20 protein-coding genes and 1 riboswitch are annotated in these 17,798 nt (G+C 64.9%); of the genes, 7 read left to right on the top strand and 13 right to left on the bottom strand.

All coding sequences use genetic code 11. The annotated features are described in order from the left end of the window. The first annotated feature begins 5 nt into the window (after positions 1–5). From pqqB to pqqE, 4 genes are read left to right on the top strand one after another with little or no spacing between them, the layout of a single operon-like run. Positions 6–908: a pyrroloquinoline quinone biosynthesis protein PqqB gene (gene pqqB, locus NLI89_RS17425; protein ID WP_254688153.1), complete on the top strand. Its 903-nt coding sequence runs from the start codon at positions 6–8 to the stop codon at positions 906–908. Beyond that, positions 905–1,642, top strand: coding sequence for a pyrroloquinoline-quinone synthase PqqC (gene pqqC / locus NLI89_RS17420; protein ID WP_031439393.1), 738 nt, complete (start codon positions 905–907; stop codon positions 1,640–1,642). The genes pqqB and pqqC overlap by 4 nt, the downstream gene beginning before the upstream one ends. Beyond that, positions 1,639–1,902, top strand: coding sequence for a pyrroloquinoline quinone biosynthesis peptide chaperone PqqD (gene pqqD, locus NLI89_RS17415; RefSeq protein ID WP_254688152.1), 264 nt, complete (start codon positions 1,639–1,641; stop codon positions 1,900–1,902). The genes pqqC and pqqD overlap by 4 nt, the downstream gene beginning before the upstream one ends. A gap of 11 nt (positions 1,903–1,913) precedes the next feature. Then, on the top strand, positions 1,914–2,984 hold the full coding sequence (gene pqqE, locus NLI89_RS17410) for a pyrroloquinoline quinone biosynthesis protein PqqE (RefSeq protein WP_031439395.1): 1,071 nt from the start codon (positions 1,914–1,916) through the stop codon (positions 2,982–2,984). Here pqqE and pip read toward each other — a convergent pair. From pip to NLI89_RS17365, 9 genes are all read right to left on the bottom strand, one after another. Beyond that, the gene (gene pip / locus NLI89_RS17405) at positions 2,981–3,925 is read right to left on the bottom strand and encodes a prolyl aminopeptidase (RefSeq protein ID WP_197975369.1); all 945 of its coding nucleotides are present in this window, start codon (positions 3,923–3,925) and stop codon (positions 2,981–2,983) included. The two genes, pqqE and pip, sit on opposite strands and share 4 nt — an antisense overlap. A gap of 656 nt (positions 3,926–4,581) precedes the next feature. Next, on the bottom strand, positions 4,582–5,775 hold the full coding sequence (locus tag NLI89_RS17400) for an IS91 family transposase (RefSeq protein ID WP_254688151.1): 1,194 nt from the start codon (positions 5,773–5,775) through the stop codon (positions 4,582–4,584). A 6-nt stretch (positions 5,776–5,781) separates the two neighbouring features. Then, positions 5,782–6,690, bottom strand: a complete 909-nt coding sequence (locus NLI89_RS17395) for a tyrosine-type recombinase/integrase (protein WP_254688150.1) — start codon at positions 6,688–6,690, stop codon at positions 5,782–5,784. A 186-nt stretch (positions 6,691–6,876) separates the two neighbouring features. After that, positions 6,877–7,263, bottom strand: coding sequence for a type II toxin-antitoxin system VapC family toxin (locus NLI89_RS17390; protein ID WP_151991798.1), 387 nt, complete (start codon positions 7,261–7,263; stop codon positions 6,877–6,879). Continuing rightward, a complete protein-coding gene (locus tag NLI89_RS17385) occupies positions 7,260–7,505 on the bottom strand; it encodes an AbrB/MazE/SpoVT family DNA-binding domain-containing protein (RefSeq protein ID WP_151991799.1) in 246 nt (81 codons plus the stop codon). Before NLI89_RS17385 ends, NLI89_RS17390 begins: the two co-directional genes overlap by 4 nt. A gap of 435 nt (positions 7,506–7,940) precedes the next feature. Further along, positions 7,941–8,423 (bottom strand): c-type cytochrome, encoded by a 483-nt coding sequence (locus NLI89_RS17380; RefSeq protein WP_055817270.1) that lies wholly within the window; start codon positions 8,421–8,423, stop codon positions 7,941–7,943. Positions 8,424–8,435: 12 nt separating this feature from the next. Next, positions 8,436–9,671: a molybdopterin-dependent oxidoreductase gene (locus NLI89_RS17375; RefSeq protein ID WP_254688149.1), complete on the bottom strand. Its 1,236-nt coding sequence runs from the start codon at positions 9,669–9,671 to the stop codon at positions 8,436–8,438. A gap of 89 nt (positions 9,672–9,760) precedes the next feature. Further along, positions 9,761–10,912 (bottom strand): TDT family transporter, encoded by a 1,152-nt coding sequence (locus NLI89_RS17370; RefSeq protein ID WP_056626653.1) that lies wholly within the window; start codon positions 10,910–10,912, stop codon positions 9,761–9,763. Next, positions 10,909–11,781 carry a LysR family transcriptional regulator gene (locus NLI89_RS17365; protein WP_056626652.1) on the bottom strand — a complete coding sequence of 291 codons (873 nt, stop codon included), beginning with the start codon at positions 11,779–11,781 and terminating at the stop codon, positions 10,909–10,911. Before NLI89_RS17365 ends, NLI89_RS17370 begins: the two co-directional genes overlap by 4 nt. A 146-nt stretch (positions 11,782–11,927) precedes the next feature. Between NLI89_RS17365 and NLI89_RS17360 the strand changes: the two genes are divergently transcribed. Continuing rightward, a complete protein-coding gene (locus tag NLI89_RS17360; protein WP_055817283.1) occupies positions 11,928–12,995 on the top strand; it encodes a sulfite oxidase in 1,068 nt (355 codons plus the stop codon). Then, complete coding sequence (locus NLI89_RS17355) at positions 12,992–13,504, top strand: MgtC/SapB family protein (RefSeq protein ID WP_056626649.1); 513 nt, start codon at positions 12,992–12,994, stop codon at positions 13,502–13,504. The genes NLI89_RS17360 and NLI89_RS17355 overlap by 4 nt, the downstream gene beginning before the upstream one ends. 51 nt (positions 13,505–13,555) lie before the next feature. Here NLI89_RS17355 and NLI89_RS17350 read toward each other — a convergent pair whose 3' ends face one another. Genes NLI89_RS17350 through NLI89_RS17335 form a run of 4 tightly spaced genes read right to left on the bottom strand, consistent with a single transcriptional unit; the run spans position 13,556 to position 16,640 of the window. Then, the gene (locus NLI89_RS17350) at positions 13,556–14,326 is read right to left on the bottom strand and encodes an anti-sigma factor family protein (RefSeq protein ID WP_055817290.1); all 771 of its coding nucleotides are present in this window, start codon (positions 14,324–14,326) and stop codon (positions 13,556–13,558) included. Further along, positions 14,323–14,832 (bottom strand): RNA polymerase sigma factor, encoded by a 510-nt coding sequence (locus NLI89_RS17345; protein WP_055817293.1) that lies wholly within the window; start codon positions 14,830–14,832, stop codon positions 14,323–14,325. The genes NLI89_RS17350 and NLI89_RS17345 overlap by 4 nt, the downstream gene beginning before the upstream one ends. Position 14,833: 1 nt before the next feature. Beyond that, on the bottom strand, positions 14,834–16,273 hold the full coding sequence (locus NLI89_RS17340; protein WP_055817296.1) for a YncE family protein: 1,440 nt from the start codon (positions 16,271–16,273) through the stop codon (positions 14,834–14,836). 1 nt (position 16,274) lies between these two features. Beyond that, entirely contained in the window at positions 16,275–16,640 is a 366-nt protein-coding gene (locus NLI89_RS17335) for a DUF305 domain-containing protein (protein WP_235528336.1), read from the bottom strand. 163 nt (positions 16,641–16,803) lie between these two features. Beyond that, positions 16,804–16,880, top strand: a riboswitch (Fluoride riboswitch). A 23-nt stretch (positions 16,881–16,903) separates the two neighbouring features. Between NLI89_RS17335 and NLI89_RS17330 the strand changes: the two genes are divergently transcribed. Continuing rightward, a partial coding sequence (locus tag NLI89_RS17330; RefSeq protein ID WP_254688148.1) for a chloride channel protein occupies positions 16,904–17,798 on the top strand: 895 nt, incomplete at its 3' end.

The following is a 17,798-nucleotide window of genomic DNA, read 5'->3' as shown; positions in this document are numbered from 1 at the left end:
AGCAGATGGACGTCATCGTCCTGGGGGCGGCGGCCGGCGGCGGCTTCCCCCAATGGAACTGCCATTCGCCCGCCTCCCGCCGCGCCCGCGCCGGTGACACTGCAGCACGTCCGCGGACGCAAGCCAGCATCGTGGTCAGCGGCGATGGTCAGCGCTGGCACCTTTTCAACGCCTCGCCCGACCTACGTCGCCAGCTTGAACTCACGTCGGCGCTGCATCCCACCCATGGCCGACGCTCGACCCCGATTGCTAGCGTCGTGCTCACCGGCGGCGACGTCGACGTGATTGCCGGACTGTTGACCTTGCGCGAACGCGAGCCCTTCGCACTGCATGCGACCACAGCCGTGCACGCCATCCTCACCGCCAATCCGATCTTCGACGTGCTGGCGGATGGCATCGTCGACCGTCACACGGTCATGCTCGGCCAGCCCGTAGCGCTGGACGACACGCTAACCGCGACGCTCTTCGCGGTGCCGGGCAAGGTCCCGCTTTACATGGAGGATGGCGACCGCATGCAGCCGATCCTGGTCGACGACACCACGGTCGGCGCAGAGATTTCCGACGGCACGCACCGCGTCCTCTTCATTCCCGGCTGCGCGGCGATGACGGACGACCTGCGTGCGCGGATCGACGGCGCCGACCTGCTCTTCTTCGATGCGACTTTGTGGGACGACGACGAGATGATCCATGCCGGGCTCGGCGCCAAGACGGGCCGCCGTATGGGCCATATGAGCATGGCCGGTGCAGGAGGCTCGATAGCATCGCTTGCCGACCTGACGATCGGACGACGCATCGCGCTCCACATCAACAATTCCAACCCCGTGCTGCTAGACGACAGCCCCGAGCGCACCGAGGCCGAAGCCGCGAAGTGGATCATCGCCGAGGACGGTTTGCGGTTCACATTATGACCGAATTGATGGACGACGATGGCTTGGAAACAGCGCTTCGCGCGATCGGCGCCGAGCGTTATCATATCCTCCATCCGTTCCACCGCCTCCTCCACGACGGTAAGCTCACCCGCGGCCAGGTTCAGGCCTGGGCACTGAACCGTTATTACTACCAGAATCAGATCCCGGTGAAGGACGCGCATCTGCTCGCGCGCCTGCCGACTTCGGAGCTGCGCCGCGAGTGGCGCCGAAGGATCGAGGATCACGACGGCGATGGCAGCAAGCCCGGCGGTATCGAACGCTGGATCAAGCTGGCCGAGGGCGTCGGCCTGGACCGTGCGCTGGTCAAGAGTACCGACGCGATCCTGCCGACCACCCGTTTCGCGGTCGACGCCTACGTCCATTTCGTCCGCGACCGCACGTTGCTGGAGGCGGTGGCATCGTCGCTGACCGAACTCTTCTCGCCGACCATCATCGCCGAGCGCGTGTCCGGCATGCTCGCGCATTACGACTTCATAACGCCCGATACGCTGTCCTACTTCACCCCGCGCCTCACCCAGGCGCCGCAGGACAGCGACTTCGCGCTCGCCTATGTGAAGGCGCATGCCGATACGGCGGAGAAGCAGCAGGCGGTGCTGTCGGCGTTGCGCTTCAAGTGCGACGTGCTCTGGTCGCAGCTCGATGGGCTGTACCTCGCCTATGTCGCGCCCGGACTGATCCCGCCCGGCGCGTTCGTGCCGCAGGACGTACGATGACTACAGTGCCTCGTTTCAAGCGCGGCGTGAAGTTCCGCTTCGACACCGTCCGCAACGTCTGGATCATCCTCGCGCCCGAAAAGCTGTTCATGCCCGACGACATTGCGGTGGAAATCCTGAGGCTCGTCGACGGAGCGCGCACGACCGACCATATCGTCGACGACCTTGCCCGCCGGTTCGATGCCCCGCGCGAGACGATCGCGGACGACGTCGTGGCGGCCCTCGACGACCTTTCCCTCCGCGGAGCGATACAGCTATGACCCCACCCCCGATGGGACTCATCATTGAACTCACCCACCGCTGCCCCCTCCAATGCGCCTATTGCTCGAATCCGCTGAAGCTCGATCCGCCGTCCAGCGAACTGGCGACCGACGAATGGCTCCGCGTGCTCGACGAGGCGGCCGCGCTCGGCGTGCTGCAGGTTCATTTCTCGGGTGGCGAACCGATGGCGCGGCGCGATCTGGAACAGCTCGTAGCCCATGCGAACGCCGCTGGGCTTTATACCAACATCATCACCTCCGGGGTGCTGCTCGACGCCGAGCGGATGCGCGCGCTGATCACGGCGGGGGTGGATCATGTACAGCTGAGCTTCCAGGACAGCGAGGCGCTGCGCGCGGACGTCGCGGGCGGTTATCGTGGCGGCCATGCGAAGAAACTGCTCGCCGCTGCGCTGATCCGCAACTCTGGCCTGCCTCTGACGAGCAACTTCGTCGTTCACCGCCAGAATATCGATCGGGTCGAGGAGATGATCGCGCTTGGCGAAGCGCTCGGTTCCGAACGCATGGAGATCGCTCACGTCCAGTATTACGGGTGGGCGCTGCGCAATCGCAACGCGCTGCTGCCGACGATCGACCAGCTTGAGAGCACCACCGCGATCGTCGAGGCTGCGCGTGCTCGACTGCACGGCCGGATCGCGATCGATTACGTCGTCCCCGATTATTATGCGGCGCGGCCCAAGGCCTGTATGGGCGGCTGGGGCCAGCGTTTCATCAACATCTCGCCCTCCGGCAAGGCACTGCCCTGCCATGCCGCCGAGACGATCCCCGACATGGAATTCCCCTCGGTCCGCGAATGGTCGCTCTTCGATCTTTGGCATGACGCCGAAGCATTTGCGCGGTTCCGCGGCACCGACTGGATGCCGGCACCATGCCAAGGCTGCGACCGCCGCGAGATCGATTGGGGCGGATGTCGCTGCCAGGCGCTAGCACTTGCCGGCAACGCCGCCGCGACCGATCCCGCCTGCACGCGCGCGCCGATGCACCACGTGATGGCAACCGCGATCTCAGAGGCTGGCGAAACCGACTTCACCATTCCTCGCCGACTGGCCCGCGCGCCCGCCTAATCGGCGGCGTAGCGGTCCGTCGCGCGGATCAATTGGTTGAGGATACCCGGCTCGTTCCAGGCATGACCGGCGCCCTCCACCAGATGAAAGTCCGCTTCGGGCCAGGCGTGATGCAGATCGTACGCGGTGCGTGCCGGGCAGACCATGTCGTAACGGCCCTGGACGATCGTGCCGGGAATGCCCGCGAGCATGCCCGCATTGCGGATCAACTGTCCCTCGTCGAGCCAGCCGTTATTGACGAAATAATGGTTCTCGATCCGTGCGAACGCCAGCGCGAAATGCGCGTCCTCGAACCCCGCGCTGGTCGCCGGATCGGGCAGCAAGGTGATCGTCTCGCCCTCCCACAACGCCCAGGCCTTGGCCGCCTCGATCTGTGCCGCGGGATCGTAGCCGGTCAGACGCTTGCGGTACGCGCCGCGCATGTCGTCACGCTCAGTAATCGGGATCGGCGCCTCGAATGCTGCCCATTTGTCGGGGAACACCTCCGACGCGCCAAACTGATAATACCAGTCGAGCTCCGACGTCCGCAAGGTGAAGATGCCGCGCAGGACCAGCTCGCTGACTCGTTCGGGATGCGTCTGTGCATAAGCTAGCGCCAGCGTCGATCCCCAGGATCCACCGAACACTAGCCAGCGTTCGACACCGATCATCGTGCGCAGTTGCTCCATGTCAGCGACCAGATCCCAGGTGGTGTTCGCGTCGAGCCCGGCATGCGGCGTCGACCGCCCACATCCTCGCTGATCGAAAAGCAGCACATCGTATCTCGCAGGATCGAACAGCTGGCGATGTTTTGCCGAGATGCCCCCGCCTGGCCCGCCATGGAGGAACACTGCGGGCTTGCCCCCAGGCGTGCCGCAGCGCTCGAAATACACCGAATGCCCGTCACCGACGTCGAGCATGCCGGAATGATAGGGCTCGATCGTTTCGTATAGCGTGTGCAAATCCAAGTCCTCTTACAGTTCACCGACGCTATCAGCCTGGGTCTAGGTTTGCCTGCTCGGTATTTTAAGGCGTACTCATGGTTATCACTACCCACGGGGATTTAACGCCCTTGTCCCGCTGCATCAACGATAGTCAGGTTACGGCACATCGTCACCCGTAACAGGCCGAGCTGCTAAACGGGCGACCAGCGGCTTACCCCGTGACAGATCAAGTGAACTAACGAATGCTTGATGCAACTGCACGCCGAAAGCGGCCCGTCCGGTCTACCAGAACCCGGCCAATTAGGCTCCTGCCCTATCAAATGAACGAACGGCTGCTTACAGCGACCGCTGCCCGAAAGCGGCCGGGCCGCTTTCCTGAAGAGTTTCGGATGCCGGCAGGCGTACGAAACTCTTGGAAGCCCGAACCCGCGGGCCGCAGGCGATGCGCTATGGGGTTTTCGGTTTCCGGCTGGTTTTGGTGGCCCGCGCCATGGCGCATGTGGCCGCGAGCCTAGGAGCAGACTGTCTGGATTCCGGTGGGCATGATGGGTTCGCGAGCGCTGACAGCGCGGCATTGCTCGATGTTGCCGCCCCTCTGATGGCTATCGGCGCAGGTAACATCGTCTCCGCGAGCACGAGCCCTGCGAGATAGATAACTCCTTGGCCGTGCCGGGTCACGACGCCTGTATCCCGGATAACAGCGCAGGCGTCGGTGGAGCGCGGGCCTGGCGCTGGCGAAGGAAGGTCTCGATGACTACCATACGCCCGCCGCAACACGGGCATGACGGCCGGATGTCGTCCGGTTCGGCTCGTGCGTCGGACGCCGCGGGCGGTGCGACCCCGAGCAGTTCGCGGGCTCGTTCGAGATGTGCCTTGCGGGTGGCGCCTGCGAGCAGGCCATAGTGGCGGATGCGGTGGAAGCCCTTCGGCAGGACGTGGAGCAGGAAGCGGCGGATGAACTCGTCGGCGGTCAGCGTCATAATCTGCTGGCGGTCGGCGCCACCCCGGCGATAATCTTTATAGCGGAAGGTAACGCCGGTCTGGTCGAAGTGCAGGATTCGGCTGTTCGAGATCGCAACGCGATGCGTGTAGCGCGACAGATAGGAGAGCACCGTCTCGGGGCCGGCAAACGGCGGCTTGGCGTAGACAACCCAGCGCTTCTTCCTGACCGGGGACAGGTGCCGCAGGAATGCACGCCGGTCGGCGAGGTGCGCGAGCCTGCCGTAGAACGCGAGGCGCCCAGTTTCGTGCAGCGACATCAGCCGGGTCAGGAACAGGCGACGAAACAGCTTACCCAGGACGCGTACCGGCAGGAGGAACGCGGGTCGTGATGACACCCAGCGACTACCGTCGGGCGAAAGTCCGCCGCCTGGGACAATCATGTGGATGTGCGGATGGTGGGTCATTGCCGAACCCCAGGTGTGGAGCACCGCGGTAATGCCGATGCGCGCACCCAGATGCTTCGGGTCGGCCGCGATGGTCGTCATCGTCTCTGACGCCGCCTGGAACAGCAGGCCATAGACCGCCGCTTTGTTCTGCCACGCGACATCGGCAACCTCGGCGGGCAGCGTGAAGACGACATGGAAGTAGCCGACCGGCAGAAGGTCGGCCTCGCGCTCGGCGAGCCACGTGCGTGCCGCGGCGCCTTGGCATCGCGGGCAGTGCCGGTTCCGGCAGGAGTTGTAGGCAACCCGCCAGTGCCCGCAGTCGGTGCAGGCTTCGACGTGACCGCCCATGACCGCGGTGCGGCAGGTCTCTATCGCCGACATGACCTTGAGTTGGTCGAAGCTCAGGTGTCCGGCGCGGGCGGCCCGGTACGCAGAACCAGCGGTGCGAAAGATGTCGGCGACCTCGACGGAGGCACGCATCCTCGCTCAGCCGCTGGGCGCTCTCGCTTCCATAGCGGTCATCGCCAGCCTGTCGAACGGACTGGTCACGTTGCGCAGCACCCGGGTGGCGACCTGCGTGTAATAGGCGGTGGTCTCCAGCTTGGCGTGCCCTAGCAGCGTCTGAATGATGCGAACGTCGATTCCGTCCTCGAGCAGGTGCGTGGCGAAACAGTGTCGCAGCGTGTGCGGTCCGACCCGCTTGTCGATGCCCGCTGCTTGCCCCGCCTCGACCACCACCCGGTAGATCTGCCGCGTGCTGAGCGGCTTGAGATAGTGCTGACCGGGAAACAGCCACCCGTCGACGTGCAATACGCCCTCACGCCGACCCACTCGCCACCACTCCCGCAGCAACGCCAACAGCCCGACCGGGAGCATGGCGTTGCGATATCGCCCGCCCTTGCCGCGCTCGACCCGCAGCAGCATGCGCTCGCTGTCGACGTCGCGCACTTTGAGGGCGGCGACCTCGGCCGCACGCAGTCCGGCGCCATAGGCGACCGACAGCGCCGCCTGATGTTTGAGGCATGTGGTTGCCGCCAACAGCCGCGCCACCTCGTCCTGGCTCAGGACCACCGGCAACTTGCGCACGTGCCGCATGCGGACCAGCTTACGGGCAAGATCCGGCCGGTCGAGCGCCTGGATGAAGAAGAACCGCAGTGCCGATACGATAGCATTCATGGTCGGCGCAGGCACACCCAGGTCACACTGCTCGATCTGGAAGCGCCGAACCTCCTCCGCCGTTGCTGTGTCGGGCGAGCGCCCGAGGAACGTCGCGAACCGCCCGACGTCGCGAATGTAGTTCCGACGCGTCTCAGGACCGAAGCGGCGTATGTCCATCTCGTCAATGAGACGTTGGCGTAACGGGCTGACGGCAACAACGGGTATGAGGATAGTCATGGCAGGGCTCCTTTCGTGGAACCCCGATGCTCTGCCTGCTTCTCGTAGCGCTCAACCGATGCGCTACACCCGCGATATCAATTCAACCGCGCCCCGCACGACCTTCCCGCGCAGCGGGTTCGTGCTTCCACCATGGCAGTCGAGCCGGACGTCCTGCCCCCTCCCCTACCCCGCAACCGTGCCAGGTTAGCGGATCGCGACAACCTTCACTTCGACGGCATCAGCGATCTTCTTCCAGTTCTGGTCGCTGGTCCACGCGGGCAAGCCGTCGCGCTGTGCAAGTGCCAAGCAGAAACGATCACCAAGGCTAAGCCCCGCCTCGGCGGTTGCGGCCCGCAGCCGCCCGGCGATTTGCGCGAGCGCCTTGTCGGCCGGCACGACGGTCAGTGGCAGTGGATCGAGCATGGCATCGACTTCGCGTTCGGGCATGCCGGCATGGACGAAGTGGCTGACGACCTCGGCATAGTTGACGCTGCTTACCCGCGCTCCACCGATCTCGCCCGCGACCTTTGCCGCTCCGCGCTCCCCCTTTATCATGGCGATGATCGCAGACGCATCCAGCACCACGCTCATTCGCCGCTCTCCTCGCGGCGTCGGGCAAGGAAAGCGTCAACGGATGCGTCGGGGTTACCGCCGGTGTACTGCTTGGCCAAGGCCTGGGCGCGTGCCACCGCTTGGCTTGCCGTCCGCAATACCACGCCATCCTCGGTTTCATCCAGGTAGACCGCGCCACCGCCACTCAGACCAAGACGCTTCCGAACGTCTGACGGCAGGCTCATACGCCCGTTAGACGTAATGTTGATTTGCAGGGTCATATTGGCACATCCGCCTCTGTGGATTACGCTAGTATCGCATAGCTGCGGTGGTCGTCCATGACAACAATCTCGGTTCTGTGCCAGAATGCTATCTTTATGTCTCTGATGGCATCGTGTGCCGCACTGCCACGACCCTGCCAAATTACCTATTTTAGCAGGTGCGTTTTGGGTATACCCTCTGCGTTCCTACTCTGGCCGGTCCGATTTCCGCCAAAAAGGGACATTAAGAATTTAGCTCGGATTGGCCCTTTGGTCCGCCTGGAGTCCTAACCAAGGAGGACCAAACGGCACCCTACCAAACGGCACCGATGAAGCTTCATTGAGGGTTGAAGCTCTTCCTTCTGTCCGCTCGCAAGGCAGTGTCGGCGCGTTGCAGTTCACTGCTGGCGACCGTCCCACAAACGATGGTATTTCGGGATTATGGAAGGAGATCGGTTAGCCTGTTCCACCTGAGGCATCGGGAGCCGCCTTGGGGTCGGGATCCTGTGCCTTGCCTGTCGCGGGTGCCGCCTTGTGGCTCGGCATAGCGATGAGATAGGCGACGATCGCGTTGACGTCCTTCTCGGCCACCGGAGCCTTGTACACTTCGCGCATCTTGGTGACGGTCGCCTTCCACTGATCCGCCGATAGCGCAGGCTGGGTCAGCGCCATGCTGGCCGAGTGGCACGAAGTGCAGTTGGCGTTGATGACGTCGGCGTGCGGACCATCGGGGTAGGTAACGTCATCGACCGGCAGGTCGACGCTGGTCGAGGCGAGCGAAAAGCCGCGGGCTGAGACGCTGGTGGGCGGTGCCGGCTCGGATGTCTCGGAGATCGGGGCAGGCGCCTTGCGGCTGCTCGGCGCCCCGATCGAGACGAGGATAATACCGGTCAGGCCGATCAGGCCAGCGGCCATGATGCCGGTAGACGGGGTCTTCATGCTACTCGCTCCTCAGGCCGCGATGATGGTGGTGGTTTCGATGTTGCCGCGCATGAACCCGCCCGGGTTCCAGATCGGCTTCATCGGCTGGGCGACCCCATTGGTGTTCCAGCAGCGCACCATGATCGGGTTGGGACCGCGTCTCAGCGGCACGCGACCATCCCACCGACGGAAGCTGTACCTGCCCTCGTCCACTCCGAGCGTCGTCTTGTACCAAGTGCGCCCACCATCCGACGAGACATCGACCTTGGCGACGCCGCAATCGCCGCCCATCGCGATGCCGCCGACCGGGATCGACGCCTCATAGGCGATCGCCTGGCCATCGGGCAGGCTGGTCATCCAGCTGCGCGGGATCATGCGATTGATCGGCACGGTCGGGAAGTCCTTGGCACCGGGCGCGACATTCGCGCCGGGTGTCGCCGGTATCTTGTAGGCCTTGGCCATCCAATACTGGTCGTCAAGGCCGGGCAGTACCTCGATCGCGTTCAGCATCTTGACCCAGTAGGTCGAATACCAGCCCGGGACGATCAGCCGGCAGGGAAAGCCGTTGAGGAGCGGCAGCTGCTCGCCGTTCATGCCGAAGGCGATCATCACTTCGCCGTCGCGGGCATGGTCGATGTCGAGCGCCTTCTCGAAGTCAGGGGCGTCCGCCACAACCGGCTGATCGAGCGCGCCAAAGCGCACCTGTACCGCGCCTGCCTTGACCCCCGCGAGGTCCAGCACGTCGCGCAGGCGCACGCCGAGCCATTTGGCATTGCCCATCGCGCCGTTGCCCCATTGCGCGCCGGCGACCCGGGGCTGGACCAGCCCACGGCTGTTGCCCGAACACTGGTTGACCGCCGCCATCTCGACCCGCGGCAGGCGCAGCAGTTGGGCGAGGCTAATCGACAGCGGTCGGTTGACGTGGCCGAAGACGTTGAGGCGGAAGCTCTCGACGTCGATCGAGGTTGGAATGTCGGCCCAGTGCCAGCGAACGAAGAACTGGTCGTTGGGCGTGAACACCGACTTGTCGAACACGTCCATCGGCGTCTCCAACAGCGGAGGATGGATGCGTTGGAGGATCATGCTGCCCTTGCCAGGAAAGGCGCTGGTCATCGGCCGCTCGGCATTGCCGCCAGGCAGCTTCAGGTCGACGAGCTGCTGCGCCAGCGCAGGTGCTGCGGCAAGGCCGGCGGTGCCGAGCGCCGTACGCCTGAGAAAGCGGCGACGGCTGGTTTCACTCGCCAGCGCGGCGTCAAAATTGTCCATGACAAGGCTCTCCTGTGGCCAGCCACGCTGGCGGTTCGAAGCGGCGTTCTGCAAGTGATCGGACCGATTGATCCGATCATCAGGGTGGATCAGTTCGGGGTAGCGATGCAGGGCGAGACGAACAGGTTGCCGCGCCATGCTCCGGCGAGTGTCTTGGCACCGACCAGCAGCCACATCGCCGCGAGCGCGACCGTCAGCACTGTGCCGACAATACCGAAGAAGCCTAGGTTCAGCGTCGTACCGAGGCGGAAGGTGGCGACGGTGTAGACGCCGAGCGGGAAGGTATAGCCCCACCAGCCAAGGTTGAATGGGACGCCGGCGCGCCAGTAGCGGATGGTGATGAGCGTCGCGAGCGCCAGCCACCACAGGCCGAAACCCCACAGACAGAGCCCGGCGACGACGCCGATCCCTTGCGCGACGGTACCGACACCGACCAGCCCATGCGCCGCGAGGATCGCCGGCGCATCCGCCCCAAGCACCAGCATACCCAGCGCCCCGGTGCCGATCGGCCCCAGCGCAAGCCAAGAGGATGCCGCCATGCTCTCGTGCGGGAGCTTGTGGAGCGCCATGCGCAGGATCAGGATAGCGAGGATGCCAAACGCGACCGGCACCGAATAGGCCCACAGCACGTAGGAAGTGGCGAGCGTCACGATCTGCGCGTGAGGATCGGTCAGATGCGGCGCGAGCAGCCCGCCGCTGGCACCCGCCACTTCCGCTGCGACGACCGGCAGCAGCCATACCGCAGTCATGCCGTCCAGGCTGTGCTCGTGGCGGGTAAACATCAGGTAGGGGATCAACACGCCGCAGGCGAGCGACATGGCGACGTCGATCCACCACAGGACGTGTGCGACCGGCACGATGCCGTTACCGAACCGCGCGATCCCGAAGGCGAGGCATCCGTTGATGATCGTCGCCAAGCCCATCGGAATGGTCCCGATGAACATTGACACGGTGTTGTGGCCGAAGATGCGCCGTGCCTCATGCCCGAACATCGCCCAGCGCGCGCCATAGAGACCGGCGAACAGGATGAAGAGCGCGATGTTGAAGAACCACAACACCTCGCCAATCGGTTTGAGCGCGGGGCCGATATTGGGCACCTGCGGCAGCGCGAGAGCGAGGATGCCGGTGCCCATCGTCGCGGCGAACCAGTTGGGTGTGAACTGGCGGATCATCTCGCGCGGGTGATCGAGCCTGCTTAGCGGCTTGAGGCCGGTCAGGGCCGAAGGTGCGTCGGCAGTCATGCGACCTGCTCCTTGATGAGGTCCGTCAGCGCGTCGGCCGCGCGGGTGCGATAGCGTTCCTTGTGGCGCAGCGCGTGGAAGGCGCGATCGGGTAACCCAAGCGGCAACTCGACCAGATCGCCGGCCTTGAGCGCGCGTGCGACGACCAATCGCGACAACACAGCGACGCCGGCACCGGCCTCGACCGCGGTACGCACCGCCTCGTTGGACGGCAGCGTCATCGCTACTGTCAGCTGGGCCGGATCAAACCCGCGCGTTCGCAGCACGTCCTCGAAGGTCGAGCGCGTGCCCGAACCCTGCTCGCGGACGATCCAGCGTGCAGCGCGAAGCCAGTCCTCGTCGACGCGCCCGGCGTCCTCATGGCCGACCAGCACCATCGGGTCACGCCCGACATTCCAGAGGGCGAGCGCCGGTTCGTCCACCTCGCCCTCGACGAAACCGAGCTCCGCCGCGCCGCTCAGGATCTGCGCTGCTGCACCTTCGGTGTTGTCGATCGCCAGTTCGACCGCGATCTGCGGGTGGCGTTCGTAGAAGGAGGCGAGCTTTGCCGGCAACCAGTAGCTCGCGATCGTCTGGCTTGCGACGATCCGCAACGAACCACGGGCAAGCCCGGCATAGTCCGCCAGCATCGTCTCGGCATGCGCTGCCCGCCCCAGCACTGCGCGCGCTTCCTCCAGAAAGCCGCGGCCTGCTTCGGTCAGCTGGATGCCACGCCCGACACGGTGAAACAGAGGAACCCCGTAGCGCGCTTCGAGGGCCGCGACCGCGCCGGAGGCAGCGGACTGCGTGACGTTCAGCACCTCCGCTGCCTTGGTGACGTGTTCGCGCTCGGCGACACCGACGAATATTCTGAGTTGCTCCAGGGTCATGCAGCTTATATCGCGCAATCTTATCGATACGACCAACCGTTTGATCCGTTTATTTCAATCTGGATATCGGAACGATCGGTAATCCTTCGTCTGCGATAGTCTTGAAGATTTGAAGCGATCCGCGCGCTTGCGGCGTTGGTTCGTCCATGACTGATATGATCGAGCGCAAATCCGAGCCCTACAACGCCGAGCCGACGCCCGGCGCGCTGATCGAGCGGTTCCTGACGCCGCAGGCGCTGTTCTACGTGCGCAGCCATGGTGCGGTGCCTGATCTGCCTGCCGATCACCGGATCGAGGTCAGCGGGATGAGCATGGAAAGACGCTCCTTCTCGGTGGAGGAGTTGAAGAGCGCGTTGGCCACGCGGACGGTGACGGCAGTTCTCCAGTGCGCCGGCAACCGGCGCACGGATCTTCAGCAGTTCGCAAAAACGTCCGGCGACCCGTGGGACGTGGGCGCGATCGGCAATGCGGAGTGGACCGGCGTACGACTGTCCGACGTACTGGATGCCGTCGGTGCGCCGGATGCGTCCGACCTGTTCGTGGCGTTCACCGGAGCGGACGAGGTGGACGTCGAAGGCGAGGAAGCATTGTTCGGGGTCTCGATCGCCATGGACAAGGCGCGGCAACCCGACGTCCTCATTGCCTGGGCGATGAACGGCGAGCCGCTGACGCCCGAACACGGCGCACCGATCCGCATGGTGGTGCCGGGCTATGCCGGGGTGCGGAGCGCCAAATGGCTGACACGGATCGAGGTGCGCGAGACGCCATCCGACGCACCGATCCAGGCGCACGACTACAAGCTCTTTCCTGCCGATGTGACGAGCGACACCGTCGACTGGAGCCAGGGTCTGACCATCAATGCCATGCCGCTCAACGCCGCGATCTGCGTGCCCGGCTCTGGCGAAAGCTTGCCGGCCGGGGAGGTGCGGATCGAGGGCTATGCCATCGCCTATGATCGCCGCGTCTCTCGGGTCGAAGTGTCGGTAAACGGTGGTCGCGACTGGCAACAGGCGACGTTCACCGATGATCCGGAGGCGCACTGGGGTTGGCGGCGCTGGACCCTCGACGCCACGCTCGACAAGGGGCGCCAGCACCTTGTCGTGCGCGCCTTCGACGACACTGGACAGGGTCAGCCCGAGCGGCCGGATACGATGTGGAACTTCGCTGGCTATCTGTGCACCGCCTGGCATCATGTGCACGTGCTGGTCGAATGATCGAAGCGTCAGCGGCACCGGATCTCGGCTTTTGGATCGATGCGATCGGGCGGCTGGTGGTGGCGACCGCGGCTGGGATGGTGCTCGGCTGGGAACGCTCGCGCGAGAACCGGCAGATCATGGGCTTGCGGACGCTGGGCCTCGTCGGTCTGGCGAGCTGCATCGCCGTGCAGGCGATCGTACACAGTGGCTTGCCGAATGTGAACGCCGATGCCGCAGGACGGGCGATGCAGGGCATTCTGTCCGGCGTCGGCTTCATCGGTGCCGGCGCTGTGCTGCGGGTCGGCCAGGGTCAGGAAGTGCATGGATTGGCGACTGCCGCATGCATCTGGGTAACAGCCACGATCGGCGCGGCAGCAGGGTTGGCGGTGTGGCCGCTCATCATCGGCGGGTTGAGCCTTGCGATGCTCGTACTGTTCGTCGGCGCTCCACTCGAACGTCGCATTCGCGAACGGGCCAGGCTGACTCCGGCAGAGGCCGACCGGAACGATGCCGCGCGCAAGCCGTGATCCCGCTGGTCCGCCCAGTGCCTGTCGGCGCTGAGAACTGGCCAGGTGCTATCAGGACACAAGCGCCGCATCGGCCTGGCGCTGGACCTCGTTGGCGATCGGATGCAGCTCGGCAGCGGGGCGCTCCCCCACCACACTATAGCCGATCCCGTCGACCGCCCATGTGACCCGGCCCATGGTCCCGCTGGACGTGCTGGTCATGCTTGCGCTCTTGTCGATTTGCATGGGCCTCGTCAGCACCGCAAGCTTCGACGCTTGCGGTCCATCATAGAGGAGCAGCGCTGCAGGGCCGTGGGGCGTCGCGACCAATCGCCCCCCGCCATAGCGGTAACCCGCTGTGCTGAGGTCCGGGATGGTCACGCGCTCACCCAATCGGCTGGAGGTCCATCGGATCAGCATGGCGCGCTGGTCGGGGCCGATTTCCGCCGGTCGAATCCGGTCGGCGGCATAGACACGGAAATTGTCGCTCGCCTCATTGGCCAGCGCCGCGATGCCCGCGTGGGGTTCGCCGCTCCACCGCGCGCTCGACCAACCACCGCCAAATCCGACCGCCAGCAGAAGCGACGCGGCGATGGCGAGTTGCCAAGGCGGTTGGCGTTGCCGTCCCCTGATGGCTGCGACGCGCATCGTCGCCGGGATCGGTTCCTCCGCGATGGGAGCGAACAGGGACGCAAGAGCTCGCGCCTGCTCCGCCTGCTCCCGCAAACGGGCATGCACGTCCGGCTGGCCTTCAAGGTAAGCGTCGACCAGACGCTGCCGCTCGGGCGACAGCCTTCCATCGATCCACGCGGCCAGATCGTCCTCTCCGATCGGGCTGGTCATCGAATACTCCTTAATCGTGGCCGTTCACCCTCGCGGAGGAGCGTCGCCAGACGGTCGCGCGCCCGCGATATGCGCGACATCACCGTTCCCAGCGGCACGCCGACGACGGCAGCGACTTCCCCATATGACAGACCTTCGACGGAAATGAGGAGCAGCACCGTCCGCTGCTCCTCGGGCAACGCATCAAGTGCGCGCAACAGGTCTCGGTGGTGCAGGCCTACGTCCTGATCGGCCGGGCGGCCGAGCGCAGCGTCGTCGACGAGGTGGAGCGGAACCGCCGTACCTCGCCGACTGTGCTGCCGCTGATGGTCGACCAACAGATTGTGCAGGATCGCGTAGACCCATGGGCGAACCTCCGCACCCCGTCGCTGGCGCCAGCGCCCGACCGCGCGCTCAAGGCAATCCTGCACCACGTCATCCGCCATCGCCGGATCGCGCAACCACGACCGGGCATAGCGGCGCAGACCGGGGATCAGTGGCTCGATCGCGGCGGCAAGCGGGTCCATCTCAGTCGCGCTGCACCTGCACGATGCGGCCCGGAGCGCCGTTCACCACCTCGGCGACCGCCAGAAAACGCCGGGGTGCCGCGGTGCTGCCTTGAACGATCTGCCGGATCGGACCCGACGCGTTGACGATCGCCGCACCTGCCGGATTGCTCATGAAGTTCGCAAGCGGCTCTACCGCACCGCTGCCGTCCGCGTTGGCGGTGAGCACGAGCATGTAAGGCTTCTTGGGCTGCAAACCGGTAACGGCACTCTGCACGACCTGAATGATGCCCTGGTCGAAGAGGGTAATGCTGCTTGCAGCACCATTGCCGCGAACCGGCCCCATGTTCAGATGCACCGCCTTGCCTGCCGTACCGAGCGGTTGAAGATTGTCGGTGCCGAGGCCTGTCGGAATAGCGTTCGGCACATAGGCGATCGCCTGCGGTGCCTGTCCGACCGGCACGGTGGCAACGACCTTGTTGCCGGCGGTGTCGATCGCGGCAAGTTCATCAGCATTCTCCAGCCCGACATAGATGCGCCGGCCGTCGCCCGATGGCCAGACACCGTGCGGCATCTTGCCGACCGGGATGGTGGCGACAAGCGCGAAGTCGGACGTGCGGAACACCTTCACCGCGTTTTCCCCGCCTACCGTGACATAGGCGAACTGTCCCCTGACCGTGCGGGCGAAGTTGACGTGATTGGTGATCGGTCCGGTATCCAGCACCTTGAGGATCGCGAAAGGCGGCTTGGCATCGAATGCGACCGTCTTGCCGATGTCCTTCAGCGTGAACCACACCTGCTTGCCGTCCGGCGTCGCGGCGATGTTGGGACAGAACGGACTCGGCTGCGCCACCTGTCCGACCTGCGCGTGGGTCGAGACATCGAACACGGCCAGCACCGGATTGAACGAGGAACAGACATAGCCGTATCGGCCATCGGGAGAGAAGATCGTCATGCCCGGACCACCGGGCGTCTTGATGCGACCGGTCTCCTTGTACGTCTTGGGGTCGAGCACGGCGATGTAATCCTCGCCGCGTACCGTAACCCACACCTCCTTGCCGTCCGGCGTGAAGAACGCCTCATGCGGGCTGCGCCCGACATAGGTCGTGTGCTTGACGGTGTTGGTGGCGGTGTCGATCCACGACACGGCGTTGGATCCGATCGACACGACCGCCAGTGTTTTCCCGTCCGGCGAGAAGCCGAGGCCGTGAACCAGCACCTGCCCCTTGTAGAGCGGGGAAAAATTCATCGGCTGCGGATCGCCGAGCTTGATGACGCCGAGCAACCTGTTGTCGGCCGGGTCCGTCACCGACACCGTGTTGGAGAATTGTTCGGATGCATAGACGCGGTCGCGGTGGCTGACAGGCACGTCCTTGGCGTTCCACGGCGCCTGCTGGGCCATGGCAATGCCCGGTGCGGCGCTCATCAGCAAGGCGGCCGAGCGCAGGAAGGTCCGGATCATGTCAGTGCTCCATATGGCTGTGGTAGTCGCCGCCCTGCGTCGGGGCTGGCGTCGAAGGGGGTAGCGGCTGACCAATCGCCAACTTCATGGCGGCGATCTCCTGCTGCTGATCGATGATGATCTCCTGCGCAATGCGCTTGAGCTGCTCGTTATGACCGTAGCGCAGCTCTGCCACCGCCATATCAATGGCGCCCTGGTGATGCGGAAGCATCATTGCGACGAAGTCGCGGTCGACGTCGCCGGACGGCTTGACCATCATGCCCGCCATCATCCGGTCCATCGCGGCAGATACCATGCTGGCGTAGCCATCGGCGGGGGCGGCCGCGACTGCGCCGGTGAGCATGGCCGAAGCAGTCAGACCCAGCATCCAATTTCGTCTACGCATAAGCCTCCGGCGCATCAGTCTCGAAAGCGTAGACGACGCCCGTCGAGATTTATTCCATGGTTGAGCCAATTATTGATCCTCAGCAAAACAATGGTCTCATCGTGACCCTGCCGATGGTTGACCAGGTCGCCGTCGGACAGCATATGCTCGGCACGGCGATGGATTTCCGCCGGGCCATTCGGCCGAACCGCCCTCGCAAGGGTCGATGATTCCTACCAGGCGCCGCAAGGCAGCAAGGAGGAATCGTGCGCGCGACATTTCGCAATCTCTACGACCAGTTCAACATGGCAGCGTTCATTCGCGATCGCCGCACCCATGCCATGTCGGTGCTGCGATGGGCCTTGATCCTGGTCCCGATGGCCGCAATGGTGGGAACGCTCTGCGCGGCTTTCTTGTGGAGCCTCGATGCCGTGACCCGGCTTCGCTTTGCCTTTCCCTGGCTGCTCTACCTGCTGCCGATCGGCGGGTTCGTGGTCGGACTGCTTTACCATCTGACCGGCCGCTCGGTGGAGGGCGGCAACAACCTTATTGTCGAGCAGATCCACGAACCGGGCGGGGGGGTGCCACTGCGGATGGCACCGCTGATCTTCTTCGGCACGGTGGTGACCCATCTGTTTGGCGGTTCGGCCGGGCGCGAAGGCACCGCCGTCCAGTTGGGCGGCAGTCTCGCCAGCGGTTTCGGTCGCGCGCTCAAGCTCGATGCTGACGGCACCCGCATCCTGCTGATGGGGGGCATTGCGGCCGGGTTCGGCGCGGTGTTCGGCACGCCCATCGCAGGGGCGGTGTTCGCACTGGAGGTGTTGGCGATCGGGCGTGTCGAATATCGCGCGCTGGTGCCGTGCCTGGTCGCGGCACTGGTCGGCGACTGGACGTGCCTTGCCTGGGGCATCCATCACGGCGTCTACCGGATCGATGCGCTGGTGCCGGTCGATGCGCTGCTCGTCACCAAGGCGGGCGTCGCCGGGGTTGCGTTCGGGCTGGTCGGTCTCGCCTTCGCCGAAGCCAATCACACGCTCGGCGGGTGGCTCAAGCGCATCGTCTCCTATGGCCCGTTACGCCCCGCCATTGGCGGCATCGCGGTCATCGCGCTCGTCTACCTGTTCGGAACGCGCGACTATCTCGGACTCGGCACGTTGGCAG

It is taken from the genome of Sphingomonas faeni (genome assembly GCF_024273235.1).
Classification (GTDB): Bacteria; Pseudomonadota; Alphaproteobacteria; order Sphingomonadales; family Sphingomonadaceae; genus Sphingomonas; species Sphingomonas faeni_A.
The sequence above is the reverse complement of the archived record's forward strand: the minus strand, read 5'-3'. Positions and strand labels throughout refer to the sequence as shown.